23 protein-coding genes and 1 pseudogene are annotated in these 25,592 nt (G+C 67.2%); 10 read left to right on the top strand and 14 right to left on the bottom strand.

All coding sequences use genetic code 11. The features are described 5' to 3' along the window. The first annotated feature begins 2 nt into the window (after positions 1-2). Positions 3-2,342 (top strand): MMPL family transporter, encoded by a 2,340-nt coding sequence (locus GBRO_RS07860; protein ID WP_012833442.1) that lies wholly within the window; start codon positions 3-5, stop codon positions 2,340-2,342. Here GBRO_RS07860 and GBRO_RS07855 read toward each other — a convergent pair. Next, positions 2,339-2,659 carry a putative quinol monooxygenase gene (locus GBRO_RS07855; RefSeq protein ID WP_041920329.1) on the bottom strand — a complete coding sequence of 107 codons (321 nt, stop codon included), beginning with the start codon at positions 2,657-2,659 and terminating at the stop codon, positions 2,339-2,341. The genes GBRO_RS07860 and GBRO_RS07855 overlap by 4 nt on opposite strands. 118 nt (positions 2,660-2,777) lie before the next feature. On the opposite strand from GBRO_RS07855, the gene GBRO_RS07850 reads away from it, so the two are divergent. Further along, positions 2,778-4,202: an aldehyde dehydrogenase family protein gene (locus tag GBRO_RS07850; RefSeq protein WP_012833440.1), complete on the top strand. Its 1,425-nt coding sequence runs from the start codon at positions 2,778-2,780 to the stop codon at positions 4,200-4,202. 135 nt (positions 4,203-4,337) lie between these two features. Beyond that, on the top strand, positions 4,338-5,804 hold the full coding sequence (locus GBRO_RS07845) for an alpha/beta hydrolase (RefSeq protein WP_012833439.1): 1,467 nt from the start codon (positions 4,338-4,340) through the stop codon (positions 5,802-5,804). Positions 5,805-5,807: 3 nt separating this feature from the next. Here GBRO_RS07845 and GBRO_RS07840 read toward each other — a convergent pair whose 3' ends face one another. Next, positions 5,808-6,674 (bottom strand): alpha/beta hydrolase, encoded by an 867-nt coding sequence (locus GBRO_RS07840; protein ID WP_012833438.1) that lies wholly within the window; start codon positions 6,672-6,674, stop codon positions 5,808-5,810. Between the two features lie 5 nt (positions 6,675-6,679). After that, positions 6,680-7,072 carry a hypothetical protein gene (locus GBRO_RS07835; protein WP_012833437.1) on the bottom strand — a complete coding sequence of 131 codons (393 nt, stop codon included), beginning with the start codon at positions 7,070-7,072 and terminating at the stop codon, positions 6,680-6,682. A gap of 104 nt (positions 7,073-7,176) precedes the next feature. On the opposite strand from GBRO_RS07835, the gene GBRO_RS07830 reads away from it, so the two are divergent. Then, positions 7,177-7,911, top strand: a complete 735-nt coding sequence (locus GBRO_RS07830; protein WP_012833436.1) for a pirin family protein — start codon at positions 7,177-7,179, stop codon at positions 7,909-7,911. Between the two features lie 17 nt (positions 7,912-7,928). On the opposite strand, the gene GBRO_RS07825 is transcribed toward GBRO_RS07830, so the two are convergent. Genes GBRO_RS07825 through GBRO_RS07815 form a run of 3 tightly spaced genes read right to left on the bottom strand, consistent with a single transcriptional unit; the run spans position 7,929 to position 10,321 of the window. Beyond that, positions 7,929-8,858: an LLM class F420-dependent oxidoreductase gene (locus tag GBRO_RS07825; protein WP_012833435.1), complete on the bottom strand. Its 930-nt coding sequence runs from the start codon at positions 8,856-8,858 to the stop codon at positions 7,929-7,931. A 45-nt stretch (positions 8,859-8,903) separates the two neighbouring features. Further along, positions 8,904-9,812 carry a cation diffusion facilitator family transporter gene (locus GBRO_RS07820; RefSeq protein ID WP_012833434.1) on the bottom strand — a complete coding sequence of 303 codons (909 nt, stop codon included), beginning with the start codon at positions 9,810-9,812 and terminating at the stop codon, positions 8,904-8,906. After that, positions 9,806-10,321: a mycothiol transferase gene (locus GBRO_RS07815; protein ID WP_012833433.1), complete on the bottom strand. Its 516-nt coding sequence runs from the start codon at positions 10,319-10,321 to the stop codon at positions 9,806-9,808. Before GBRO_RS07815 ends, GBRO_RS07820 begins: the two co-directional genes overlap by 7 nt. 68 nt (positions 10,322-10,389) lie before the next feature. On the opposite strand from GBRO_RS07815, the gene GBRO_RS07810 reads away from it, so the two are divergent. Together GBRO_RS07810 and GBRO_RS07805 are read left to right on the top strand one after the other, a co-directional pair. Beyond that, positions 10,390-11,841 carry an LLM class flavin-dependent oxidoreductase gene (locus GBRO_RS07810; RefSeq protein WP_012833432.1) on the top strand — a complete coding sequence of 484 codons (1,452 nt, stop codon included), beginning with the start codon at positions 10,390-10,392 and terminating at the stop codon, positions 11,839-11,841. Continuing rightward, positions 11,838-12,602 (top strand): annotated as a pseudogene (locus tag GBRO_RS07805) (methionine ABC transporter ATP-binding protein); the annotation flags it as partial. The gene GBRO_RS07810 and the pseudogene GBRO_RS07805, both read left to right, overlap by 4 nt. A gap of 64 nt (positions 12,603-12,666) precedes the next feature. On the opposite strand, the gene GBRO_RS07800 reads toward GBRO_RS07805, so the two are convergent. Next, on the bottom strand, positions 12,667-14,055 hold the full coding sequence (locus GBRO_RS07800) for an IS256 family transposase (protein WP_012833431.1): 1,389 nt from the start codon (positions 14,053-14,055) through the stop codon (positions 12,667-12,669). A 75-nt stretch (positions 14,056-14,130) separates the two neighbouring features. Between GBRO_RS07800 and GBRO_RS07795 the strand changes: the two genes are divergently transcribed. Genes GBRO_RS07795 through GBRO_RS07780 form a run of 4 tightly spaced genes read left to right on the top strand, consistent with a single transcriptional unit; the run spans position 14,131 to position 17,477 of the window. Next, positions 14,131-14,364 carry an NIL domain-containing protein gene (locus GBRO_RS07795; RefSeq protein WP_041919794.1) on the top strand — a complete coding sequence of 78 codons (234 nt, stop codon included), beginning with the start codon at positions 14,131-14,133 and terminating at the stop codon, positions 14,362-14,364. Further along, a complete protein-coding gene (locus tag GBRO_RS07790; protein WP_012833430.1) occupies positions 14,361-15,068 on the top strand; it encodes a methionine ABC transporter permease in 708 nt (235 codons plus the stop codon). The genes GBRO_RS07795 and GBRO_RS07790 overlap by 4 nt, the downstream gene beginning before the upstream one ends. 13 nt (positions 15,069-15,081) lie before the next feature. After that, positions 15,082-16,002, top strand: coding sequence for a MetQ/NlpA family ABC transporter substrate-binding protein (locus GBRO_RS07785; protein WP_012833429.1), 921 nt, complete (start codon positions 15,082-15,084; stop codon positions 16,000-16,002). A gap of 32 nt (positions 16,003-16,034) precedes the next feature. Further along, positions 16,035-17,477 (top strand): YibE/F family protein, encoded by a 1,443-nt coding sequence (locus GBRO_RS07780; protein WP_012833428.1) that lies wholly within the window; start codon positions 16,035-16,037, stop codon positions 17,475-17,477. 10 nt (positions 17,478-17,487) lie between these two features. Here GBRO_RS07780 and GBRO_RS07775 read toward each other — a convergent pair whose 3' ends face one another. From GBRO_RS07775 to GBRO_RS07745, 7 genes are all read right to left on the bottom strand, one after another. After that, on the bottom strand, positions 17,488-18,357 hold the full coding sequence (locus GBRO_RS07775; protein WP_041919793.1) for a serine hydrolase: 870 nt from the start codon (positions 18,355-18,357) through the stop codon (positions 17,488-17,490). Between the two features lie 106 nt (positions 18,358-18,463). Next, the gene (locus GBRO_RS07770) at positions 18,464-19,159 is read right to left on the bottom strand and encodes an N-acetylmuramoyl-L-alanine amidase (RefSeq protein ID WP_012833426.1); all 696 of its coding nucleotides are present in this window, start codon (positions 19,157-19,159) and stop codon (positions 18,464-18,466) included. 116 nt (positions 19,160-19,275) lie between these two features. Next, positions 19,276-20,193 carry a serine hydrolase gene (locus GBRO_RS07765; RefSeq protein WP_012833425.1) on the bottom strand — a complete coding sequence of 306 codons (918 nt, stop codon included), beginning with the start codon at positions 20,191-20,193 and terminating at the stop codon, positions 19,276-19,278. Beyond that, positions 20,193-21,776 (bottom strand): serine/threonine-protein kinase, encoded by a 1,584-nt coding sequence (locus GBRO_RS07760; RefSeq protein WP_012833424.1) that lies wholly within the window; start codon positions 21,774-21,776, stop codon positions 20,193-20,195. Before GBRO_RS07760 ends, GBRO_RS07765 begins: the two co-directional genes overlap by 1 nt. 86 nt (positions 21,777-21,862) lie before the next feature. After that, entirely contained in the window at positions 21,863-23,104 is a 1,242-nt protein-coding gene (locus GBRO_RS07755; RefSeq protein WP_012833423.1) for an SfnB family sulfur acquisition oxidoreductase, read from the bottom strand. After that, positions 23,101-24,213, bottom strand: coding sequence for a dimethylsulfone monooxygenase SfnG (gene sfnG / locus GBRO_RS07750; protein ID WP_012833422.1), 1,113 nt, complete (start codon positions 24,211-24,213; stop codon positions 23,101-23,103). Before sfnG ends, GBRO_RS07755 begins: the two co-directional genes overlap by 4 nt. Before the next feature lie 52 nt (positions 24,214-24,265). Next, positions 24,266-25,438, bottom strand: coding sequence for an LLM class flavin-dependent oxidoreductase (locus GBRO_RS07745; RefSeq protein ID WP_012833421.1), 1,173 nt, complete (start codon positions 25,436-25,438; stop codon positions 24,266-24,268). Positions 25,439-25,592 lie beyond the last annotated feature (154 nt).

Raw genomic sequence — 25,592 nt, 5'->3', positions numbered from 1 at the left:
ACGTGGCAACCTACCTCTACAAAGTGGGGCGATGGGCGTATGCCAATCGGTTCAAGACGATCGCCATCTGGGTGCTCGTCCTGATCGGTATGGGTGTCGGCGCGAGCCTGCTGGCGAAGCCGACCTCGGAATCCTTCTCCATTCCCGGCATCCCGTCGGAGCAGGCCCAGAACCTGATGGTGGAGCGCTTCCCGGACAAGCCGAAGTTCGGCGACAGCGTCGAGGTCACCTACGTCGTCGCGGCGCCCAAGGGGTCGTCGCTGACCGAACCCCGCTATCAGCAGGCCATCGGTCAGATGGTCGACTCGCTGCGCGGGATCGATCAGGTGAAGGACCCCGCGAGCATCGAAAGCCCCTTCACCACGTATGGGACGCAACAGAATCCGGGCAAACTGCGGTCGCTGGTCGCGGCAAGCCAGGAACAGATCTTCGGCAAGTCGCCACAGCAGGCGGCCGACGTCGCCCAGGCGTTGTCACCGATCAGTGCCGACAACGCTGCCGCCCAGCTCGGCGCCTCGTTCTCCGTCGAGACCGCTTCGGACCTCAGCCAGAGCACCATGGACCGCCTGGAATCCATCGCCGACGACGCCCGGGCCGCCGGTCTCACCGTGGCCATGAAGGGCTCGGCGACCACCGCCAGCGAACTCGGCATGACCTCGGAGCTCATCGGCATCGCCGTGGGCGCCCTGATCCTGATCCTGACCTTCGCCTCCCTCGTCGCCTGGGGTATGCCCATCGTCACCGCGATCGTCGGTGTCGCGATCGGCATGCTGGGCGTCTCGGTCGGCACCTACTTCTTCGATCTCAGCAGTGAGACACCGATTCTCGCGACCATGATCGGGCTCGCGGTGGGCATCGACTACGCACTGTTCATCGTGTCCCGCTACCGCCACGAGATGCACCAAACCTCGAGCCGAGCGGAGGCGGCCGGACGTGCCGTGGGTACCGCGGGGTCGGCCGTCGTCTTCGCCGGCAGCACCGTCGTGATCGCGCTGGCCGCACTGGCCATCGTCAACATCCCGTTCCTCACCGCGATGGGTATCGCTGCCGCCGGCACCGTGATCGTCGCCGTCCTCGTCGCTCTCACGCTGCTGCCCGCGATCCTCGGGGTGTTCGGCGGCAAGACCTTTGCGGGCCGGCTCGGCTTCCTCAACGCACCCGACGTGGGCCCGCATGACCCGGCCCGGGTGCACAACGGACAGCGGTGGGTGCGCCGCGTGGTGGACCACCCGCGTCTGGTCACCGGCGGCATCGTGATAGTTCTTCTGGCACTGGCGATCCCGATGGCCGGCCTCAAACTGGCGTTGCCCAACGACGGGACGTCGGATCCGTCGACCACCCAGCGTCAGGCCTACGACCTGGTATCGGACAAGTACGGCCCCGGTTACAACGGTCCGCTCGTGGTGGTGGCCGACGGCCGCTCCATCGACGGCCCGGCCGAACGGGTCCGCACCTACAACACCCTCGTCGACGACCTGAAGAACGTCGACGGTGTCGCGACCGCATGGATCGGAGCCGACGGTCTCACCCCGTCCCGCGACACCGCGGTGATCAACGTGCTGCCCTCGCACGCCCCCGACGACGAGGCCACCCATCAGCTCGTCGAAACCCTGCGCTCGATGGAATCCACCGTCCAGCGCACCACCGGGGTCAGCTACGGCGTGACCGGGCAGACTGCCATCGAACTCGATGTGTCCGATCGTCTTTCGGGCTCGCTGCTGCCCTACCTGCTGGTGGTGGTCGGCCTCGCGTTCATCTTGCTGATCATCGTGTTCCGCTCGATCCTGGTGCCGCTCACCGCGGCCCTCGGGTTCCTGCTCAGCGTTGCCGCGACCTTCGGCGTGACCGTGGCGCTGTTCACCGACGGCGCCCTGGGCATCGTGAACAATCCGCAGCCGGTGGTGTCGTTCCTGCCGATCATGATGGTGGGCATCGTGTTCGGCCTGGCGATGGACTATCAGGTGTTCCTGGTGACCCGAATGCGCGAGGCCTACGTCCACGGCGCCGACGCCAAGCAGGCCGTGATCGTCGGCTACCGGCACAGCGCGCGGGTGGTTGCCGCGGCGGCCGCCATCATGATCTCGGTGTTCGCCGCCTTCATGCTGCAGGACATGGCCTTCATCAAGGTGATGGGCTTCGCCCTGGCGGCCGCGGTGTTCTTCGACGCCTTCGTGGTCCGGATGACGCTGATGCCCGCGGTGCTCACGCTGCTAGGCGACAAGGCGTGGTGGCTACCGCGCTGGCTCGATCGCCTCCTGCCCAACGTCGACGTCGAAGGCGAGGCCCTCAAGACGCAGGAGACACCCGAGCACGACGAGGACGCCGTCGGCACGCGCGCCTAATCGACCTGCATCTCCCCGAGCTTGGACCAATCGTCATCGGCGATCGTGGTGTTGATGATGTCCGGCGTCGCGGCCAGGTACTTGGGGAGCTCCGCCTGCGCCTGCTTGAAATGATTCGACGTCACGTGTGCCTCGGCGGCGTCGTCCTCGAAGGCCTCCACGAGAACGTAGGTGTTGGGGTCGTCGAGGCTGCGTGACCAGTCGAACCACTTACAGCCGGGTTCGGCCCGCGTGGCCTCGGTGAACTCGGCCGACAGCTCGGGCCACTGATCGGCGTATTCGGGTTTGATGGGCCATTTCACGACGATGAGGATCATGTCTCGAACGTAGAACATCGGACCGCCCAGGTCGGTCTCGATGTGAGAACAGATGACATAGAGTGTGAAACAGACAACAGTTGTGATCAGTACAACTGTGGATCACTCCGGAGGCAGCATGCGCGAGATCAACAAGTTCTACATCGACGGCCAGTGGGTCGAGCCCGCCGAGCTCAACCTGATCGACGTCATCAACCCCGCCACCGAGAAGGCGGCCGGACAGGTCGCACTCGGTGGTGCCGCCGACGTCGATGCCGCCGTCGACGCCGCCCGGCGCGCCTTCGCCACCTGGGGACAGACCACCGTCGACGAGCGGGTCGCGGTTCTCAACGCGATCGTCGCCGAATACCAGAACCGGATGGGTGACCTGGCCGCCGCGGTCACCGAGGAGATGGGGTCGCCGACCGGCCTGACCAACGCCGCCCAGGTCCCGATCGGCCTGGGCCACTTGATGACCGCCGCTGCCGCACTCCCCGAGTACAAGTTCTCCGACGACCGCGGATCGCATCGCATCGTCAAGGAACCGGTCGGCGTGTGCGGCTTCATCACCCCGTGGAACTGGCCGCTGAACCAGGTCATGTGCAAGGTCGCGCCGGCACTGGCGATGGGCTGCACCATGGTCCTCAAGCCGTCCGAGGTGGCGCCGTTCAGCGCCGCGATCGTCGCGGAGATCTTCGACGCCGCCGGGGTACCCGACGGAGTGTTCAACCTCGTCAACGGCGACGGTCCCGGCGTGGGCAATGCGCTCGCCAGCCACCCGGGGATCGACATGATCTCCTTCACCGGTTCCACCCGCGCCGGCATCGAGGTCGCCAAGAGCGCGGCCCCCAGCGTCAAGCGTGTCGCCCAGGAACTCGGCGGCAAGAGCCCCAACGTCATCCTCGACGACGACAAGTTCGCCGAGAACGTCGCCGGTGGCTTCGCCACGATGATGCTCAACTCCGGCCAGTCCTGTAACGCACCGAGCCGCATGCTCATCCCGTCGCACCGGATCGATGAGGCCGCCGAGGTCATCAAGGCGACCGCCCCGAACTTCACCGTGGGCGACCCCACCACCGGCGTCATGCTCGGCCCGGTGGTCTCCGAGGCCCAGTTCGACAAGATCCAGGGCCTCATCGAACGCGCCATCGCCGACGGGGCGACCGCCGTGGTCGGCGGTCCCGGACGCCCCGACGACCTGCCCACCGGCTACTACGTCAAGCCGACCGTGTTCACCAACGTCACCAACGACATGGAGATCGCGCGGACCGAGGTCTTCGGTCCGGTCCTGGTGATCATCGGCTATGACTCGGTCGACGAGGCGATCAAGATCGCCAACGACACCGAGTACGGGCTGGCCGGCTACGTGTCCGGCGCCGACATCGACGAGGTCCGTCGTATCGGCTCGCAGATCCGGGCTGGTTCCATCTCGCTCAACGGCGCCCAGGTGGACCCCGTCGCACCATTCGGCGGCTACAAGAAGAGCGGCAACGGCCGAGAGTGGGGCGACTACGCCTTCGACGAGTTCCTCGAGGTGAAGTCGCTGCTCGGCTACAGCGCCTGACCCACCCGTCCCACACCCGCCACCGTCCAAACCCCAACGGACGGTGGCGGGTTTGTAACACCGGCCGCTTCGCCGACGACATTCCGAGCATCCCCGGCACAGTTTTCTCGCCGTGCCGCAGCTGTCAGGAGTTCTATGTCGTCCACAACGTTGAGCCCGCGCGGCCGCATCATCACCGGCGTGTCCGTGGTGGCCATCCTCACCCTGGCGCTGTTCGCGGCGAGTTCGCTGTTCTCCGCGACCAATCCGGCCCGCGCGCTCGCCGGACACCCCGACATATTGCGTCCAGGCTGCACGTGGGACAAATCCGGCAACTACGTGCAGAACTGCAAGGTCTGGTCGAAGTCGCAGAACAAGTACGTCATCGTCCAGATCCGTGCGTCCAACGGCAGCAACCAGGGCATCTATCTGCTCGACGGCATGCGCGCCGGTGAAGACCGGTCGGCGTGGACCACCGACGTGCAGGCCGCCAAGGTCTATGACGGCCGCACCGACACCACCCTGGTCATGCCGGTCGGCGGGGCGTCGTCGTTCTACACCGATTGGGACGGCGGGGCCGGCGGTGACAACAAGACGATCAAGCAGGAGACCTTCCTGACCTCCGAGCTGCCGGACTACCTGCAGGAGAACTTCGGCGTCAGCCCCAACAACAACGCGATCGTCGGACTCTCGATGTCGGGCGGACCGGCCGTCACCCTGGCCGAGCGTCATCCCGAGCAGTTCAAGGTCGTCCAGGCGATGTCGGGGTACTACCAGACCGACAACCCCATCGGCTACGCCGGGGTCTTCGCCTCCCAGACGATGGTCTCCAACTACACCAACGGCATCCTCAACATGTGGGGCACGCCCGGTAGCCAGCGGTGGGCCGACAACGATCCGTCCAAGAACGTCGCCAAGCTCAAGGAGAACGGTCAGGTCCTGATCATCTCCTCGGGCAACGGCTTCCTCACCGCGTCGGAGATGAAGAAGCTCTCCCCCCAGGATCAGATCAGCGCCATCGCGCTGGAGATCCTGTCGGCGGTATCGACGGTGCTCTTCCAGATGCAGGCCGCGCAGAGCGGTGCGTCGGTGATCTCGCTGCCCAACTACGGCGGGCACACCTGGGAGAACTGGGGCCGCGCCCTCGCCGACGGCAAACCCCATGTGCTCGAGGCGCTGCGGAACAATCCGCCGGTGACCACCAAGACCCAGGTAGTCTCGGCCGAGGGCACCCCCGATCCGCAGGGTTCGGTCAAGGCCACCGTTGCCGCACAGAAGGCGGCCGCCATGTCGCCGGTTCTCGATCCCGCGGTCCTCGCGGCCGACCAGACCTCCACCACCGAGACCTCCACCACCGACTCCTCGAGTACCGAGTCGTCGGCAACGGAACCGTCGGCAACCGAACCGTCGGCAACCGAGCCGAGCACCACCGGATCGGCCACCGAGTCCGCGACACCGGACCTGACCAACAAGGTCACCGGTACCGAGGTCCCGCGGGTGCCGGACACGACATCGGAGACGGCGCCCTCGGCCACCACCGAGGAACCGGCTCCGAGCACCGACGTCACACCCGAGGTCACCGCTCCGACGACGACCACAACCACGCCGGTGCCGACCGCCTGAGTCCTACCGGATTCGCGCCTCGAGCCAGTCGAGGACGTCTCCGGTCACCGCGTCGCGTTCCGGCTCGTTGAAGATCTCGTGGTAGAGGCCGTCGTAGATGATCAACTTCTTGTCGGACGAACCCGCCAGCCGGTCGACCAGCTCACTGCCCGCGGGGGCGGTCAGCGCATCGGCACCGCCGTGCAGCACCAGGAGCGGCAGGTGCAGCGACGGCAGGCGATCGGGAAAGCTCTGCATCGCCGACAGCAGCCCGCCACCCAGACCGGCCGGGATACGTCCACGGCTCACCAGCGGGTCGGCGTCGTAGGCGGCCACCACCTCCGGATCACGGGAGATGTTCGACGAGTCGAGCGCCGAGGTGGGTGCCCAGGGCGCCACCCGGCCCAACACCTTGGCCACCGCGATCGCCGGCGCCGGCAGATCGTCGCCGGGGACCACCGCGGCCCCGGACAGCACCAGCCCGTCCAGTTTGTCCTGATGGTCCAGGGCGTAATCCAGGGCGATCGCACCCCCCATGCTGTGTCCGAGCAGGAAGGTGGGCAACTCGCCCCCAGTCTGATCTCCCCCAGTCTGATCCCCGGCCATCTGATCCCCGGCCATCTGATCGATGACGGTGTCCAGGTCGTCGGCGAAGTCGGCGAACCGGCGGATGCGGAGACGCTTGCCGCCCGACCGGCCGTGCCCCACGTGGTCGGGCACCGCCACCAGGAAACCGGCGTCGACGAACCGCTCGGCCACGTACGCGTATCTCGCACCGTGCTCGCCGAGACCGTGGGCGATGACCACCAGCGCACGCGGCGTCCCGGCGGGCCGATGGACGTCGTAGGTGATCTGCTGTCCGTGCGCACCGGTGAATGTCCGTGTCTCCATGCGGCTCACCGGATTCCGAGCCGGGCGATCACACTGCGGCCGGCCGATTCGAGGGCACCGAGCGGGCGGGTCGCGAGTTCACCGATCTCGACGATGGCCTCCACGCGTCCGACCACGCGTTCCATCCGCGCCACCACCTCGGCCATCCGGTCCACCGTGGCGTCGACCTGATCGAGGGTGTTCGACATCCGGTTGAGCGTGGCGTCGAGCTTCTCGACGGTGGAGTTCATCCCCACCATCGTGTCGCCGATCCCGTCGATGGTCTCACCCATGTCGTCGATGATCGTGGTGAGCTGCTCCACCGTGACGTCGGCATTCAGCGCCGCCTGCGCGAGCTTGCGGATGCGCTGACGCTCCGGCGGACGACTCCCCGGACTCTGCGTACCCCTATCGGCCATAGTTGGTGATTATCCACCATCGACATGTACCGCGGAATAGATCCCGCGACCATCCCGGTTGCTCCAACGGAACCCAACCATCACGTCTGCGGGGAGATCAGCTCATGTCGCTCGAGATCATCCGGGCCGGGGACCGGCACCATTGGCGAGACGCCTGGCTGGACTCCTGGCAGTCGTTTCCGGCGACCGGGAACTTCGACCTGGTGGCCAACGCGCACGGTGTGTTGCTGGTACACAACGACGATCGGGTGGACGCCGGCGAGAGCCTGGACATGCACCAGCACCGCGACGCCGAGATCGTCACGTGGGTGCTCGACGGCGCTCTGCACCACCGGGATTCCGCGGGGCACACCGGTGAGCTGCGGCCGGGCACCGTACAGCGGATGACCGCCGGACGCGGTATCCGCCACAGTGAGGGCAATGCCGCGTCGAGATTCGACGGCGCGGCACTGCGTGTCGTCCAGATGTGGATCGCGCCGGAACGTGCCGGACTCGAACCCGGTTATGCCGAGCGGGATTTCACCGACGAACTCGCGTCCGGCCAGCTGGTGACGGTGGTGTCCGGACTTCCCGACCACGCCGATGGCACCGCAGTCTCGATCGCCAATTCTTCTGTCGCACTTCACATCGCACGGATGCATCCCGAGTCTGAGGTGACCTTGCCGGCCGCGCCACATGGGCATCTCTACGTCGCACGCGAAGATCTGAGGCTCGCCGAGTCGGCCACGCTCACCGAGGGGGATGCGGTGCGCACCAACGACTCCGACGCTCTGGACGTTCGCACCGAGGGCGGTGCCGAGATCCTGTTCTGGGAGATGCACGCCGCCTTCGACCGGTGAGCCGGGCTGCAGACGGGTCAGTTCAATTGCGGGGCCACCCGATGAGCCACGAGTTCCAGATGATCGAGATCACCGAGGTCGAGGGTCTGCAGGTAGATACGCTCCACGCCCACCGCGCGGTAGGACGCGATGGTCGCGACCACCTCGTCGGGTGTCCCGGCGGCACCGTTGGCACGCAGTTCGTCGGGCTCACGCCCGATGGCGGCCGCACGACGGCCGAATTCGGCCTCGTCGCGCCCACAGCAGAGCACCAGAGCGGCCGAGAACCGCATCGACTCCGGCCGGCGGCCCGCTGTGGCACAAGCGGCACGCACCCGCCCGATCTGCGCACCCGCCTCCGCCACCGGCTCGAAGACCACATTGAATTCGTCGGCGAATCGTGCCGCGAGCGCGGGAGTGCGCCGTTTCCCCTTGCCGCCCACGATGATCGGCGGTCGCGGCTCCTGCACCGGCTTGGGCAGAGCCGGCGAATTGCTCAGCTGGTAGTGCGCACCCTCGAAGTCGAAGGTCCGTCCCGTCGGTGTGTTCCACAGTCCGGTGATGATCTCGAAACTCTCCTCGAGCCGGTCGAACCGGTCGACGAGCGACGGGAACGGGATTCCGTAGGCGGCGTGCTCACGCTCAAACCAGCCTGCACCCAAACCCAATTCGATCCGCCCACGGCTCATCTGATCCACCTGGGCCACCTCGATGGCCAGTTGCCCGGGATGCCGGAACGTCGCCGACGTGACGAGCGTCCCCAGCCGGATCCGGGAGGTCTCGCGCGCGAGCCCCGCCAGCGTGAGCCAGGCGTCGGTGGGGCCGGGCAGGCCGTCGACTCCCATCGCCAGATAGTGATCGGAGCGGAAGAAGGCGTCGAAGCCGAGATCCTCGGTCGCGCGGGCCACGCGGAGCAGATCCTCGTAGGTCGCGCCTTGCTGGGGTTCGGTGAAGATACGGAGGTCCACGGGTCCAAACCTACGCGCACACGCCCGAGGCCCGGAATCCGACGATCAATCCAGCGACGGCTCATCCACGGTGGACAACGTCAGCACGGCCTCGACGATCACGTCGTCCTCCTCCAGCTGCGCTTCCAGACTCCGCAACCGGGAGGCCAGCTGGTGTTCGGGCAGATCTCCGACGATGTCGACCGCGGCAACCAGGTAGAACTGCACCGGTCCCACGTATTCGGCGTGCAGATAGGTGACGCGGTCGATGTCGGGGTGTTCACGCAGCCGGCGCAGCATGTCGTCGCGGATCGACGGCATTGCCACCTGTCCGACGAGGAACTCGCTGTTGCGTTTGATCAGGAACACCGCGATGTAGGCGAGCAGGCAGCCGACCAGGATCGACCCCAGCGCGTCCCAGAAGGCCTCCCCGGTGATCTCGTGCAAGGCCATGCCGAGCGCGGCAATGGCCAGACCGGTCAGGGCGGCGGCGTCCTCGGCGAACACCGCGCGCAACGTGGTGTTCGACGTCCGAACCACAAAACGTAACGGCGACATGGACATCCGGCGTCCACCGGCGCGCGCTTGGCGGACCGACTGGGCAAAGGACACCCCTTCGAGCAGCGCAGAGATGGCCAGCACCAGATAACCGATGAGGTAGTCGGCGTCGGGTTCGGGGTCACTGAGCGCGCTGATGCCGTGCATGATCGACACCACCGCGCCGACAGTGAACAACCCGAAGGCCGCGAACATCGACCACACATAGGTTTCCCGGCCGTGCCCGAACGGATGCCGGCGGTCACGTCCGCGCGCGCCGCGTCGCTCCGCGATCAGCAGGAACACCTCGTTGCCCGCATCGGCCCAGGAGTGGGCGGCCTCGGCCACCATCGCCGCCGACCCGGTGAGTGCGGCCGCCACGGATTTCGCCACCGCGACGAGGATGTTCATCGCGAAGGCGATCACCACGGTCACCATCGGCGCAGCGCGTTCAGACCTTTGAGGTAGGCCGCCTGTCCGATGTGCTGGGCGTCGTCGTCGACGATGCTCACCAGCCGTACACCCAGGGTGACCGGCGGGTCCCAGTTCTCGTCGATCACCCGGTCCAGATCCGAATCCGACAGTCCGGCAAGATAATCGATGCTCGCACGATGGGTGGCGTCGTAGTAGCCGGTCAACAGCGCCGGATCGTCGACGACGACCCGCGCAACATCGCCGGGGTCTTGACCGTAGCCGGTTTCACCGGGCGCGAACGGCAGGGCGAATCGGTCTGCCCAGCCCCCGCTCACCCAGATCTCCGGTGTTCCGGCCACATCGGCGATCTGGGCGTCCTGCACGCGGGTCAGATGCCACACCAGCCAGGTGATGGAGTTCGCACCCTCGGCCGGCGCGCGGTTCAACACATCCGGATCGGCGCCGTCGACGACGGCGTGCACGTTCTCGGCGACCCGGGCCAGCCCGTCCTGCAGAATCTCGATTGATCGCATGGAGCAAGTCTAGGATCGGGCTGCGCGCAACCGTGGCCGGTCGCCGGAATCGTCTCCATCATCTCCTGGTGCCCGAACCGACATCTGCCCGACGCCCGATCCGGCTCAACGCCTTCGACATGAATTGTGTTGCGCATCAATCACCAGGCCTCTGGCGTCACCCCGCCGACCGATCGTGGGACTACAACACCCTCGACTATTGGGTGGACCTCGCCACACTGCTGGAACGCGGCGGCTTCGACGGCCTGTTCATCGCCGACGTACTCGGCACCTACGACGTCTACGCCGGCAACGACGAGGCAGCCATCCGCCAGGGCGCCCAGATCCCGGTCAACGATCCGTTGTTGCTGGTCTCGGCGATGGCCCATGCCACCGAACATCTCGGCTTCGGGATCACCACCGGCACCGGATTCGAGCATCCGTACCCGTTCGCCCGGCGGCTGTCGACGCTGGACCACCTCACTCGTGAACGCATCGGATGGAATGTGGTCACCGGCTATCTGCCGGCGGCGGCCCGCAACATGGGTGCCCACGACCAGCCCGAACACGACGCCCGCTACGACCAGGCCGACGAGTACCTCACCGTCCTCTACAAGCTGTGGGAGGGCTCCTGGGAACGGGACGCGGTGCGCCGCGACCGCGCGGCGGGCATCTTCGCCGACCCGGACAAGGTGCATCACATCGGCCATCGCGGAACACATTTCACCGTTCCGGGGATTCACCTGTCCGAGCCGTCGCCACAGGGATCGCCGGTCATCTATCAGGCCGGGGCGTCCGATCGTGGTCGCCGATTCGCGGCGGAGAACGCGGAGGCCATCTTCGTGGCCGCCCCCACCAAGGCGATTCTCGCCGACATCGTCGCCAAGGTCCGCGACGAGCTCGTCCGAGCCGGCCGTGGCCCCTATGACGCACGTATCTACACCCTGCTGACCATCATCACCGACTCCACTCCGGAGGCCGCCCGCGCCAAGGCGGAGGCCTACCGCGCCTACGCCAGTGAGGAGGGCTCACTGGTCTTCATGTCCGGCTGGATGGGAATCGACCTGTCCACCTACGACATCGACGAACCGATCGGCAACGTGCACAGCAACGCCATCCAGTCTGCCGTCGCCGCGTTCAGTCAGGCCTCCGAGAGCGGCGAGGAATGGCGGGTCCGCGACATCGCCGCGTGGGGCGGCATCGGCGGGATGGGTCCGGTGCTGATCGGATCGGGCGACGAGGTCGCCCAGGCCCTCCAGGACTGGGTGAGCGACACCGACGTCGACGGCTTCAACGTCGCCTATGCCGTCACCCCGGGCTCCTTCGAGGACATCGTCACCCACGTGGTGCCCGCACTGGAACGACGCGGGGTCTACGACCGCACCTACCTGCCGGGAACGTTGCGCCACAAGCTGTTCGGACGGGGTGACCTGCTGCCGGACAATCATCGCGGCTCGACCTTCCGGCCGGGCGGTGCCGGCTCCACCATCGACGATTCGATCCGCCACACCGCGCGGCTGGTCTCGGGAGGATTGCGATGATCGAGGCCGTCGATCTGACCAAGGTGTTCGGCGTCGGTTCCACCAATCCGGCGACCGTCCTCGACGAGGTGGGGTTCCGGGTGGAGCAGGGCGAGATCTTCGCCGTCGTCGGCCCGTCCGGTGCCGGTAAGAGCACGCTCGCCCGCTGCCTCAATCTGCTCGAGCGCCCGACGTCGGGGAAGGTGATCGTCAACGGTGAGGATCTGTCCTCGCTCGGCGCCACCCGGCTTCGCGAGGCGCGACGACGTATCGGCACCGTCTTCCAGTCGGCGAGCCTGCTCTCGCGCCGGACCGCGGCGGACAACGTGGCGCTTCCCCTCGAATACCTCGGCGCCACCAAGGTTTCCACCCGCAACCGGGTCGCCGAGCTGCTCGACCGGGTCGGACTGGCCGACAAGGCCGGACTGTATCCGCATCAGCTCTCCGGTGGGCAACGCCAGCGGGTGGGCATCGCCCGGGCGCTGGCCCTCAAGCCGTCGGTGCTGTTGTCCGACGAGGCCACCTCCGGTCTCGACCCGTTGGCCACCGACACCTTTCTGCGACTGCTCACCGAGGTGCGTGACGACCTCGGCCTGGCCGTCGTGTTCATCACCCACGAAATGGACACCGTGGTACGGGTCGCCGACACCGTCGGCCGGCTCGAGCACGGTCGCATCGTCGAACACGGGCGGGTGGCCGACATCGTCCTCGATCCCGAATCCGCTCTGGGACAAGCACTCCGGCCGCGTGGTCCGAGCGCGTCCGCGGTGCCCGGACAGTCGGGAGCTTGTCAAGATGTTTGTGTAAGAACGTGACTCCTGATTTTTGTGTGCTTGCTGTTGCGGTCTAGGTGAGGTGGGGTTCGATGCGGTCGGGGTAGGCCAGGGCGAGTTGGCCGAGGGCCTGTTTCCAGTTCGTCACGACCTGTCCCTCGACGAGTCGTCCGGGGGCTTTGCGGGTGGCGGCGGGCTTGCCGCGTTCCTTCTCGCGTTGCCGGGCGCGTTTGTCCTCGATGTCGCAGATCGCCAGCCACAGCAGCTTGCGGACCGCGACGTCATTCGGGAAATGGCCGCGGTTCTTGATGACCTTACGTAATTGATAGTTCAGCGACTCGATCGAGTTCGTGGTGTAAATGACCTTGCGCAGTTCGGGTGGGAACGCCAAGAAGGGGATGAAACGGTCCCACGCCCGGTCGAAAGCCTGTGCTGCACTGGGGTATTTGACACCCAACTCCGAGTCGCGGAAGGCCTCCCACTCGAGGCGGGCGACCTCGACATCCGGGGCTGTGTAGATCGGTTTGATCGCCCGGGCCACCTCCTTGCGGTCTTTGTAGTTGACGAACCGCATCGCGTTGCGGATCAGATGCACCACACACGTCTGCACGGTGGCCAGCGGCCAGGTCGCCTCGATCGCCTCGGGGAATCCGGTGAGCCCGTCACAGCACACGACCAGCACGTCTTTGACGCCGCGGTTGGCCAGATTCGCGCACACCCCGGCCCAGAACCTCGCGCCCTCTTCGGCCTGTATCCAGATCCCCAACACATGCTTGATACCGGCCATGTCGACGCCAATCGCTATGTGGGCGTGTTTGTTTCGGACGTGGGCGCCGTCTTTGACCTTCACCACCAACGCGTCGAGATAGATGACGGGGTACAGCGCCTCCAGCGGCCGGTTCTGCCATTCGTCGACCGCGTCGAGGACCTCGTCGCAGATCTTGGAGATCGTCTCGTGGGACAGATCGGTGCCGATTGTGGATGCGAGGTGGTGTTGGATATCGCGCAACGTCATGCCGCCGGCATAGAGCGAGATGATGATGTCATCGAGGCCACCGAGCCGGCGCGACCCCTTGGGGACCAGACGTGGGGTGAACGTGCCGTCACGGTCACGAGGGACGTTCAGCTCGACCGGACCGGCTTCGGAGGCGACCGTTTTCGGGGTCGACCCGTTGCGGGCATTCGGCAGTTCCCGACCGGCCGGGTCGCCCTTGTCATAGCCGAGGTGATCGGTCAGTTCGGCTTTCAGCCCACGTTCGAGGGCGAGTTTGATCAGACCCGGAATTAGGCCACCGTCCCCGGTGATCTGAACCTGCCCGGTATCGATCTGGGCCAACAACTCATCGACCATGCCCGAAGCCGCCAACGCCTCGGCCACCTCCGCAGTCGAACGTGGCTCGGCCAGCTCAGGCAACTGATGATCGTCGTGGCCCTGCTGCTTGTCGTCTAACGCCATGCTCATAGATCTTCCTCTCACTGATGAGCACTGGACTTACACAGACCATCTGACACCCCCACAGTCCAGTCGGCGATCTCGGTGGTCTACAACTCCGCGGCAGTACCTGCGGACTGGCTCACCCGCATCGCCGCCGACCTGGGCATCGCCGTCGCGGTCCTCGGGGCCAACGTGTCCACCGTCGACGGGGTGTCCTACGGCGACCTGACCGTCTCGGTCGCCCGCGGCCACGCCGCGTCGTTCGTGGGCGCCGCCCACCAACTCGGCATCACCGCCCGCGTTCTCGACAGCCCGCAGGTGGAGGTGGCCGCATGATCCGCCTGGATACGGCCGCCATCACCGTGCCCGTCGACGAGATCCCCGACCTGCTCATCCCCGCCTTTGTCGACACCGTCCTCATGGTCACCATCGTGATGGCCGTCGTCCTGGTCGTCGGGGTGCCGCTCGGCGCGCTCGTCCACAACCTCGCACCCGGCGGACTGTTCGAGAATCGCGTCTTCCACCAACCTCTTTCGTGGGTGATCAGCATCGGCCGATCCCTACCGTTCCTGGTCCTGATGACCGCCATCATCCCGTTCACCCGATTCGTCACGGGCACCAACATCGGGATCGCCGCGGCGGTGGTACCGATGTCCATCGCGGGTATCGCGTTCTTTACCCGCATCGTGGAGAACTCGCTGCGCTCGGTGCCCTCATCGGTGGTGGACGTGGCCAAGGCGTCGGGTGGCTCGAACGCCCAGATCGTCTGGACCGCACAGATTCCCGAGGCACTGCCGAATATCGTCGGCGGCCTCACGATCAACACGATCGCGATGATCGAGTACTCCACCATCGCCGGCACCATCGGCGCCGGCGGACTCGGCTACGTCGCGGTCACCTACGGGTACCAACGTTTCGACCACGCCGTCATGATCGCCACCATCATCGTCCTCGTCATCACCGTCGCGTTGATCCAGATCGTCGGCGACGCACTGGTGCGCACCCTCACCCCCGAGAAGTCCCGCCGCGTCAACCGCTGAGAGGCCCCCAGACATGTCCAGTTCCACCGGCTCCACCACACGCGAGAACACACCTGGAACATCCGACGGCGACATCGAGATCGCCCGGCGGCGCCGCTGGCCCGTCATCGCCGCCATCGTCGTGGTGGTCGTCGTGGTCGCCGGCGTGATCGGTTGGCGTTTCCTCGGCTCGGAGAAGACCTCCCCCAACGAGACCGCGGGCGCCACGCTGACCGTCGTGACCGCCGAGGGCAACGCCGCCGAAGAGGCGCTCGTGAACTACATCGCCACCAACGTCGCGCCACGCTACGGGATCAAGGTCGCCTTCAAGGGACTGTCGGATTCCACCACCCTTAATCGCGCGGTCAGCGACGGTGAGGTCGCCGGCACCGTCTACCAGCACCGGCTCTGGCTGGGTCAGGTGCTCGACGCCAACCCGGATTTCCAGGAGGAGGCCGCGACACCGGTCTTCCGTTGGGGTTTCGGCATCTGGTCGGACAAGTACCGCAGCCCGGCCGAGCTCCCGCACGGCGCCACCGTCTCGCTGTATTCCGATCCCGCCAACGAGGCCCAGGGACTGTGGCTCCTCGAACGTGCCGGCCTGATCACGCTGAAGCCGGGGATCGACAAGTGGCAGGCCACTCAGAAGGACATCGCGACCAATCCGCGTGGTCTGCAGTTCAAGCTCCTCGACTTCGCCGCGCAGTCCCGCTCGCTGGCCGACCTCGATGCGGCCGTCGGCTACACCGAGTACTACCTCGCCGCCGACATCGACATCGCCAAGCAGATCTTCGCGCCGCCGGCGCCCGACGAGTTCGCCGGACAGCTCACCATCGGAACCCGGTGGAAGGACACCGAGAACATCAAGCAACTCGTCGCGGCCTTCAAGGATCCGGCCGTCCAGGAATTCCTGCGCACCGACCCGTCGGTCAAGAACATCCTGCTGCCGCTCTGATGTTCCGGCGCCGATGCGCATAGGGTGTCGACGTGAGCCGGTCGACATCGGGCAACGAGCCCTCATCCCCTGTCCGCAAGCCGAATCCGTCCGGACATTCACATACCGGACACGGGCACGGCCATCTGTCCGACATCTCGCACGTCCTGTCGCCCTACGCCAAGTGGTTCGTCATCGGCGCGTTGGCGGTCGCGGGCCTGGCCGTGGCAATTGGCGCCGTGGTCTTGTGGCCGTCGCACTCCGACCATCCGATCCCCACCCAGTTCCGGTCGGCCGACGGCGGCCCCATCCACACCGTCGACGGTGAGGTCGTCGACCATTTCCGCGCCGGATGCCTGAACTCGGTCGCCGGCAGCGTCCTGGAGACCGCCGATGTCCCGGTGACCCCGGTCGACGACGGTCCCTGCATCCTGCACACCGTGCGACTGGATTCCGGTGCGGCACAAGGGCGATACACCGTCCTGGAGGTTCCCACCAACCGCGCGCAGTCGACCACCGGGCCGGATGCGGTCCCGGTGCCCGCCGACGCCCTCGACGACCCTCAGGCCGGTCAGCCGACCCTGCACGACGGCGACCACATCCGGTTGTCCACCGTCCCCGGACCCGACGGCGACCGCTACACCTTCTTCGACTTCAAGCGCGGAACCTCGACGCTGATCTGGGCGATCCTGTTTGTCGCCGCCGTCGTCCTGGTGGCCGCGTGGCGCGGATTCCGGTCCATCATCGGGCTGGCGTTCGCCTTCCTCGTACTCGGCGCGTTCACGCTGCCGGCGATCCTGGCCGGCTCGTCACCGGTGGCGGTGGCCGTCGTGTCCTCGGCGGCCATCCTGTTCGTGGTGCTCTACCTGGCGCACGGCATCAGTCTGCGCACCAGTTCGGCGTTGCTGGGCACCCTCACCTCGCTGGTGCTCGCCGGTGTGCTCAGCTGGCTGGCGATCCGCACGATGAACCTCACCGGTCTATCCGGCGACCAGACCACCAACCTGCAGGTCTATCAGGGCAGCATCTCGATCAGCGGCCTGCTGCTCGCCGGTTTCATCATCGGCACCCTCGGTGTGCTCAACGACGTCACCATCACCCAGGCATCGGCCGCCTTCGAGCTGGCCGCCGCGGGTGAGCCGACCCGGTTGGCCACCTTCCGAGCGGCCATGCGCGTGGGCCGTGACCACATCGCAAGCACCGTCTACACCCTGGTCTTCGCCTATGCCGGCAGCGCGCTGCCACTCATGTTGCTGTTCTCGGTCGCCCAGCAACCCCTCGGATCGCTGCTCACCACCGACGCGGTGGCAGTCGAACTGGCCCGCTCCTTCGTCGGCGGCATCGCCATCGCACTCTCGGTGCCGCTCACCACCGCCATCGCCGCCGCTCTCGTCCGCCCGGCCGGTGCCGCCTCGGCCGAGTCCCCGCCCGCTGGGGCGACACCGGCCGAATCAAAGCCGCCGCGCCGCACCGGCAGACACTCGATGCCCGACTGAGCCGACCGACTCAGCACCGCCCGACAGGGAGTGTGGTGACGTACTTCTCGAGCCAGGAGCCCACGCGATTCAGCATCTTGGTCCCGTCCTCGAACTTGCCGCTGCGGGGCACGGCCGCCAGCGCGACGGCGAACTGTCCGCGGGTGGTGGTGATGATGCCGAGTTGGCGGACGAGGTAGCCGGGTGAGCGCGCGGTGGCCGGACCCCAGCCGCCCTTCACCGCCGTCACCGCCCCCTTGGCACGGCCCAGCCGGGCGACTCCCCATTGCTGATTGGGCGCGACCGAGCTCATCAACCGGATGATGGTCTCGCTGCCCGCCATACACGGCAGGTGGGCACCGAAGCGCGCCTGATCGGCGAGCGCCCACATCGTGTAGCCCGGATACGACGGCGGGTTGTCGGCCTCCGACGACACCCGCGTACGCGCGTCGTGCCCTTCGCGCAGTACCGCGGTCACCGCCTGTACCGAGGCCACCCCGCCGCCGAGTGAACCCCACAGCTTGCCGGCGGCGTCGTTGTCGGAGATGACGATGGCCTTGTTCTCCATCGCGGCCACACCGGCTCCGCTGTGCCGTTGCGCGGCCAGCGACACCGGCACCTTCAGCGTCGACCACGCCCGGCCGGTCTTCAGGGTGCCGAGTGAGATCGCGCGGTCCGAGCCGATCGGGACGATCGCCACGCCCACACTGCCGGGCAGCGAACGCCGCATCGACTTCTGCATCGCGCTGAAGTCCCTGGTCAGCTTCTTGTCGATCGGAACCGGCGGGGTGAACAGGCGCGCGATCGGCTCGGGCAGCGGCGGCAGGCCGGGGATGCCCGGGGCCGCGAATGCCGTACCCGTCCCGGCCAGCACACAGCAGACGAGGACACCGATCAGCACACATATACGTTTCACTGTTGCCACATGAGCCCCTTAAATAACAGCAGACACATGAGGTTAGTTTGCGTTCAGCGGTCTCCACCACGGGCGAGATGCAATCGGAACCTCACCGCGACGTGACGCACACCGGCACCGCGGACCGCACACCGGCCACCAGACCGCGCGCGTACGCGTCGAGCCGAGCCCGCGGCAGGCCGGTCGAGCCACCGGCATCCGGCGTACCGAACTCGTTGTACACCCAGGGCACGGTGTCGGCGATGAGCGCGATCACCGGGATATTGCCCGACCACAGAGGCGCGCGCCTACCGAAGTCATTGTCGCGCACGGCCACCGGACGTCCTTCGATCCTCGTCCGCTGCTCGGCGACCGCGTGCGCGTACCGCTCACTGCGGGCAGCGGTGGCGCGGTTGGTGAAGGTGACGCGCAGCTGCCGGCCGTCGGCTCCGATGCCCTCCCGGTACAGGCCGACACGCTGGGCGAACACGGCGTTGACCCCGGGGCTGGTGTGAATGCTCACCGCGATCGTCGCACCGGCGGCACGCTGAACCCGCTGCCGGTAGGTGACACTCTCGCCGACGGCCCGCTTGAGGAGGATGACGCGGTATCCGAAGCCGACCAGCATGTCGCGAACCTGCTCGGCCACGGCGAAGACGCCACGGTCCTCGGCACCGTTCGGGTAGTCGATCTCGGCGACGCCGGTGACCGGGTCGAAGTCGTCGATGGGCACGGGGTTGTGGCCCGGATCGATCGCGACCGTCGTCGGTGCACAGGCCGCCGACGGTGCCGGGGATGCCAAGGACATGGCCGTGGTCGACGGCGGTGGCGTGGCGCCTCGCCCGGATGGGCTCGCCCCCTCGCCAGTCGGGCTGCACGCGACGAGCAGAAGGATCGACACGGCCGCCACGACCGCCGCCCGGGTCACCGGGCGCACGACCCCTGCGGCAACCGGGAGATGTTGCGGCCCAACCAGTTGGCGACAGTGTTCAATGCCGCGATCCCACCCGACATCGACCCGCCGACGGCACTCATCGCGATCGCGGTCTGCTTGCCGTTGCGGTGGGTGATGATCCCGATCTGCCGGACCAGGTAGCCGCTGGCATCGCCCGGTCCCCAACCACCTTTCACCGCGGTGGAGCGCGGCGCCTGCATGATCTCCACCCCCCACTGCTGATTACCCGCGACCTGACCCATCAGCGACAGGACATGCTCGGTGCCGGGCATGCACGGCAGATGTGCGGTGAAGGTGGCCGCATCGGGTAACGCCCACTGCGTCTGCCCGAAGATGGTGAACCCGGCCCGCAACTGCTGTGCCGGCACCACTGTGGTGGCGTCTCCCCCCTCCCGCAGAACCGCGGTCACCGCGGCCGCCGCCTGTGACGACGAACCGAGTGATGCCCAGAGCGACTCGGCCGACGCGTTGTCGGAGTTCACGATCGCTGCGGTCTCCGCCGAGCTCTGCCCGTTCTTGCGTTCCGCCGCAACAGCCAGCGGCACTTTGATCGTCGACCATGCCACCCGCGGCTGGCGATCACCGAGGGTCAGGGCCGGCACCGCCGCACCGCCGATGGGCGCGATGGCGATCCCGACGATCGCCCCGGTCTGCTGTGCCACCCGCGCGAAACCCGTCGAGAGGGTCCGATAATTGCCGGCGGGAACCGAGGACGGTGCCGAGGACGACGACACGCTGACCGTGCTGGGGCTCGAACCCGTCGAGGTCACGGTCACGGTGACCGGGGCCTGGTCGTTGTCCGCCGAGCTGCCACAGCCGGCACACAGTGCCGCCACACAGAGGAGGACGAGCACGGGCCACCGGCGAGGGAACATCTGCATGGTCATCAGTAGATGTGTACCACCGCGTCGTTGCCACCCCGGCACACCACGATCCCCGATTCGGGTACGCACGACATGGTGTAGGTCAGTCCGGTCACCGGACTGGCTGCCAAGATCACCCTGGCCTGGCCCTTGGGGCCGGAGCGCAGATAGGCGTCCCGCACCGCGAACGCGAACGGACAGCTCGTCACGGGTGTTCCCACGCCGACCGTCGTATCGCACGGCGCCGAGCCCGGTGGCGGTGCGGCCGGTCCGGTGGGTGTTGTCACCTGCGTGGTCGGTGGCACCGACACCACATGGGTCACCGTGGAGCGGCTCGCATCCGCATCATTCGACGACGAATCGTTCTCCCTCGTCGCCAGCCAGTAGCCCCCCAGCGCCAGCAGTCCGATCAGCACCAGCGCGATGAGACCGACCAGGATCGGTATGACGGCGGAGCGCCGCTCGGGCGGTGGGTATCCAGCGGGGTAGGCGGCCGGGTATCCCGGCGGTCCACCCGCGTACTGCTGGGGTCCGGAATAGCTCTGGGGTCCCGAGAACTGCTGCGGCCCCGAAAACTGCTGCGGCCCCGAAAGCTGCTGCGGCCCCGAGAACTGTTGTGAACCTGCCAGATTCGAGGTTCCTCCAGGGCCTTGCGGACCGGTCGTCGACACCTGCGTCGGTGAATAGTCACCGACGCCCGGGGCGATCACGGTCTGCGGGGCCCGGATCACATTGGTCTCCCCCTCGGCGGGGAGCCCGCTCTCGTCGGCGTCGGCGACGTCCCCGGACAGCGCCGCACGCGCCGCGGCGGCCATCTCCCGGGCAGTCGGATAGCGTTGCGCCGGATCGGGATCGAGTCCGCGGCGGATGACTGTGTCGAAGGCCCGCGGGACTTCGGCGTTGACCGCGCTCGGTGCCGGCGGGGGCGAGAGAACCGCCGCCTTGATCGCCGCGCTCACCGTGTCGGCCGGGTGTGGCACACGCCCGGTCAGGCATTCGAACAGCACACAGGTCAGCCCGTAGATGTCGCTGGAGGCGCTCACCGGCGAGGCGTCGAAGAGCTCGGGTGCCATGTAGGCGATGGATCCGATTGCGGTACCCGCCTGGGTCAGATGGGTGTCCTCGGCGGCATGCGCGATACCGAAGTCCACCAGGTAGGCGAAATCGTTCTCGGACACCAGGATGTTCTCGGGTTTGATGTCGCGGTGGACGAGTCCCTGCCGGTGCGCGGCATCGAGGGCCGCGGCGACCTGCTCGACGATGGACACCGAACGCGCCGGCGAGAGCACCGATTCGCGACGCAGCAGGGCACGCAGATCCTCCCCCTCGACCAGACGCATGTCGATGAACAGGACACCGTCGATCTCACCCCAGTCGTGGATCGGGATGACGTGCGGTTCGCCGAGCCGCGCCGCAGCGTGCGACTCCCGCCGGAATCGCTCCTGGTAGACCTCGTCGTGTGCGAGACCGGTTTTCAGGAGTTTGAGCGCCACCACACGGTCTTTGGCCGTGTCGTAGGCGCGGTAGACCTCACCCATGCCGCCACGACCGAGCAACTCGTCCAGGCGATACGGCCCGAACCGGGTGTTGACTCGACTCTCGGACATAGCGGTAGCATATGCGCCCTCGCCGAGAACGTCTGTCGCTCGAACGATCGGGGCGCTCGAACGATCGGCCAGTCAGACCACCGGGGTCAGATCACCCCGTGCAACGGTGGGTCCTCCCCACGCAGCACTCGTCGACCGATGTGCTGATACTTCCAGCGGACCGGGTCGTGCAGGGTGTGCGTACGTGCGTCCCGCCAGAACCGATTGAGGCCGAGATCGGCACCGGCGCTGCGGGTACCGCTGACCTCGAACAGCGCCGAGGTGACCGAGTTCGCGACGCGGTCGGCGACGACCTTGGCCGTGGCCACCGCGATGGAGGCGTCCGCGATCACCTGGGACACGGGGATGTCGCCGGCTACGGCATCCGGGTCGGCGAAACCAGTTGCCTCGTCCACCCGGCGTCCGGCCGCGGCGAGGGTGGCCTCGGCGGTCGCGACCTCGACCCCGAGCTCACCGAATCGCTGAACCAGCAGCGGATCATCGACGGCCCGTTCCACGCCCGCCTCGAACCATGGTCGCGACGTGGTCCGGACGAACTCCGCGGCCGCCTCCAACGCGCCGCGCGCGATGCCGGTGTCGATGGCGACGTGCAGCAACTGGGCGAAGGCGCCGTACCCGGTGGGCGCCGACACCGCCGGGGCACGGGCCACCAGATCGGCGGCGTCCACGTGCACGCCCCGCAGGCGAACGGTGCCCGAGCCGGTGGTGCGCTGGCCCATACCGTTCCAGTCGTCGATGATCTCCACCCCGGGTGCCGACGCCGGAATGAAAGCGACGTACTCACCCGGCGCGTGATCATCGCCTACGTCGTCGAGCCGCGCGAGAATCGCGAGCGTGTCGGCGAACAGGGACCCGGTGGCGTAGAACTTCTCCCCGTCGAGCACATAGCCGTCGGCCGCGGGGGTGAGCCGCGTGGAGATGTCCGCGATGGTTTTGCCGCCACGCTCCGACTGCGCGTTGGCCACCCGGCCGCCGTCCCGGACGGCGCCGAAGATGCGCCGTTGCAGTTCGACAGACCCGTTGTGCCGCAACAGGTTCAGATACACGAAGTGGCTGTGCGGGATCTGCGCGATGTTCGGATCGGCGGCCGCGAGGATGGCGGTCAGCTCGGCCACCACGCTGGGTGGCAGATCCGGTCCGCCGAACCGCTCGGGCACCGTCACGGCCAGCAGACCCGCCTGCGAGAGCAGTTCGATCTCCGCGTGTGGCAGTTGCCGGTACGAATCGCGGTGGGCCGCGCCGGCGGCCAGCTCCGGCGCCAGGGACCGCGCCGCCGCGATCGCCTCGCGCGCGGTCGCGATGCGGGCAGCCGAACTCACCTGGGTCACGCTACCCCCGCGGTCTCCTGCGCCGCCTCCAGTTCGCACACCAGCGGCAGCACCCGCTCACCGAAGTACTCGATCTCCTCCTGGAAGTGCAGGAAGCCACCGAGGATCAGGTCGACGCCGAGGCGCTTGTAGGCCACGATGCGTTCGGCCACCTGCTCGGGCGTACCGATGAGCTGGGTGCGGAAGCCGTCGTTGTACTGGACGAGATCCTCGAAGGAGGAATCGGCCCACATGCCCTTCTTGTTGCCGGTCGAGTTGCCGGCCTGTTGCACCGCGTCGCGGAACCCTTCCACCGCAGGCCGATTCGCCTTCTCGATGATCTCGCGCAGGGTGTCGCGGGCCTCGGACTCGGTGTCGCGGGCGATGATGAAGCCGTTGAGCCCGAACTTGGTCTCCCGGTCGTGGGCCCGTGCGACGGCGCGCAGGTCGTCGAGTTGCTCGGTGACGCCGTCGAAGTCCTTGCCGTTGGAGAAGTACCAGTCGGCGTAGCGTCCGCCATTGGCACGTGCGGCCGTCGAGTTGCCACCCTGGAACAGTTCGGGATTGGGCCGCTGCGGGGTGTTGAGCGGCTTGGGCTTGAGGGTGAAGTCATGGATGCGATAGAAGTCACCGCGGTAGTCGACGTTGTCCTCGGTCCAGATCTTGCGGATCACCTCGAGGAATTCGCCACTGCGCCGGTACCGTTCGTCATGCTCGAGCCACGGCTCGCCGAGGTGGGTGAACTCGTCCTTGAACCATCCCGACACCACGTTGATGGCGAATCGTCCGCCCGACAGATGATCGGCGGTGGCACCGAGCTTGGCCAGCACCGCCGGGTGCCATAGGCCGGGATGCACGGCCGCGATGACCTTCAGACGCTGGGTGGCCAGCAGCAGCGCGAGGCTGAAACTCGTTGACTCATGCTGGTATTCGGCACCGTAGCTGGCCTCGTAGCGCACCTGCGAGAGTGCGTAGCTGAAACCGTTGTTCTCCGCGGTCTGGGCAAGACGCACGTTGTAGTCGTAGTCCCAGCTGGTGCGCTGTTCGATGTCACTGGTGACCAGGCCGCCACTGACGTTCGGCACCCAGTAGGCGAATTCGATCTGATCGGCCACGGATTCGGTGGACATGGGTGAACCTCCGGTTGTTGAAGTGTTTGTCGCAGAACAGGACAGGGTGCGATCAGGATGAGGCCGCGCGCAGAGTCGGCAGGAACGCCCCGCGCACCGCCTCGCCGGACTCCGCCTCGTCGTCGATCAGGCCGAGCCGCGCCAGTGCCGGACGCACACCCTCACCGAAGTGGTACGCCTCCTCGAGGTGCGGATAGCCCGAAAGGATGAAGTGCTCGAGACCGAGGTCGGCGTAGGTGGCGATCAGGCCGGCCACCTCCTCGTAGGAGCCGACGAGCGCAGTGCCCGCACCACCCCGGACGAGACCCACTCCGGACCACACGCCGGGATGAATCTCCAGCGAGCGCGGGTCGGCGGCGTCGAAACCCTCACCGCGACCGTGTAATTCGGACATCCGGCGTTGCCCCTCGGATTCCGAACGAGCGAGGTTGCGCTGCGCAGCCGCCACTGTCGCCGGGTCCAGCGCGTCGAGCAGCCGCTGCGCCTGCGCCCACGCCTGCTCCGAGGTCTCGCGCGCGATCACATGGAATCGGATGCCGTGGCGCACCTGACGGTCCTGCTCGGCGGCGAGACCCTTGATCCAGGAGATCTTCTCCGCCACCGCATCCGGCCGCTCACCCCAGGTGAGGTACACGTCGGCGTGGCGCGCGGCCACCGCACCCGCGGCCGGCGACGAACCACCGAAGAAGACCTCGGGGACCGGGTCGGGCCGTCGGCCCAGTTGGGCCCCCTCGACGCGGAGGTATTTGCCCACCACGTCGACCGGATCGGGCGAGCGCCACAGTTTCCCGACGATGTCGAGGTATTCACCGCAACGTTCGTAACGTGCTGTCTTGCTGAGGAAGTCGCCGAAGGCGCGCTGCTCACTCGACTCGCCACCGGTGACGACGTTCACCAGCAGCCGCCCCTGGGAATGCCACTGGAAGGTAGCCGCCATCTGGGCGGCGAGCGTCGGACTGATCAATCCGGGACGGAACGCGACCAGGAACTTGAGCGACTCGGTCGCGTCGATCAGGGCCGCGGTGGTCAACCAGGCATCCTCACACCACAATCCGGCCGGCGTCAGCACCGCCTCGAATCCGTTGATCTCGGCCGCCCCCGCCAACTGCTTGAGGTAGCGCAGATCCGCCGGCCGGTCGCCCGACATCTGACTGCCATGACCACCTGCGATCAGATTGCGTGAATCACCGTATGTGGGCAGGAACCAGTGGAAATGCAGGGACACCGGGCACCTTTCATCGTCTCGGATGGCGCGGCGTCGTACGGGGGCCGGCCGGGGCGTGTTTCGCCTCCGACCCGCGCTCGGGCCGTCCCACGATCCTCGACGAGCCGCCACCTGCTGCCCACCGTTGAAATCGCGGTGGTTGCAATCGGTTCAG

This window comes from Gordonia bronchialis DSM 43247 (assembly GCF_000024785.1).
In the GTDB taxonomy this organism is placed as follows: Bacteria; Actinomycetota; Actinomycetes; order Mycobacteriales; family Mycobacteriaceae; genus Gordonia; species Gordonia bronchialis.
The sequence above is the reverse complement of the archived record's forward strand: the minus strand, read 5'-3'. Positions and strand labels throughout refer to the sequence as shown.

What these genes read in the sequence shown, in the direction of transcription:
- GBRO_RS07845 (WP_012833439.1), top strand. Translation starts at nt 4,338, where the DNA reads ATGTCGTCCACAACGTTGAGCCCGCGCGGCCGCATCATCACCGGCGTG.
- GBRO_RS07830 (WP_012833436.1), top strand. Translation starts at nt 7,177, where the DNA reads ATGTCGCTCGAGATCATCCGGGCCGGGGACCGGCACCATTGGCGAGAC.
- GBRO_RS07840 (WP_012833438.1), bottom strand. Translation starts at nt 6,674, where the DNA reads ATGGAGACACGGACATTCACCGGTGCGCACGGACAGCAGATCACCTAC.
- sfnG (WP_012833422.1), bottom strand. Translation starts at nt 24,213, where the DNA reads ATGTCCACCGAATCCGTGGCCGATCAGATCGAATTCGCCTACTGGGTG.
- GBRO_RS07790 (WP_012833430.1), top strand. Translation starts at nt 14,361, where the DNA reads ATGATCCGCCTGGATACGGCCGCCATCACCGTGCCCGTCGACGAGATC.
- GBRO_RS07785 (WP_012833429.1), top strand. Translation starts at nt 15,082, where the DNA reads ATGTCCAGTTCCACCGGCTCCACCACACGCGAGAACACACCTGGAACA.
- GBRO_RS07770 (WP_012833426.1), bottom strand. Translation starts at nt 19,159, where the DNA reads ATGTCCTTGGCATCCCCGGCACCGTCGGCGGCCTGTGCACCGACGACG.
- GBRO_RS07765 (WP_012833425.1), bottom strand. Translation starts at nt 20,193, where the DNA reads ATGACCATGCAGATGTTCCCTCGCCGGTGGCCCGTGCTCGTCCTCCTC.
- GBRO_RS07800 (WP_012833431.1), bottom strand. Translation starts at nt 14,055, where the DNA reads ATGAGCATGGCGTTAGACGACAAGCAGCAGGGCCACGACGATCATCAG.
- GBRO_RS07835 (WP_012833437.1), bottom strand. Translation starts at nt 7,072, where the DNA reads ATGGCCGATAGGGGTACGCAGAGTCCGGGGAGTCGTCCGCCGGAGCGT.
- GBRO_RS07855 (WP_041920329.1), bottom strand. Translation starts at nt 2,659, where the DNA reads ATGATCCTCATCGTCGTGAAATGGCCCATCAAACCCGAATACGCCGAT.
- GBRO_RS07850 (WP_012833440.1), top strand. Translation starts at nt 2,778, where the DNA reads ATGCGCGAGATCAACAAGTTCTACATCGACGGCCAGTGGGTCGAGCCC.
- GBRO_RS07760 (WP_012833424.1), bottom strand. Translation starts at nt 21,776, where the DNA reads ATGTCCGAGAGTCGAGTCAACACCCGGTTCGGGCCGTATCGCCTGGAC.
- GBRO_RS07815 (WP_012833433.1), bottom strand. Translation starts at nt 10,321, where the DNA reads ATGCGATCAATCGAGATTCTGCAGGACGGGCTGGCCCGGGTCGCCGAG.
- GBRO_RS07820 (WP_012833434.1), bottom strand. Translation starts at nt 9,812, where the DNA reads ATGGTGACCGTGGTGATCGCCTTCGCGATGAACATCCTCGTCGCGGTG.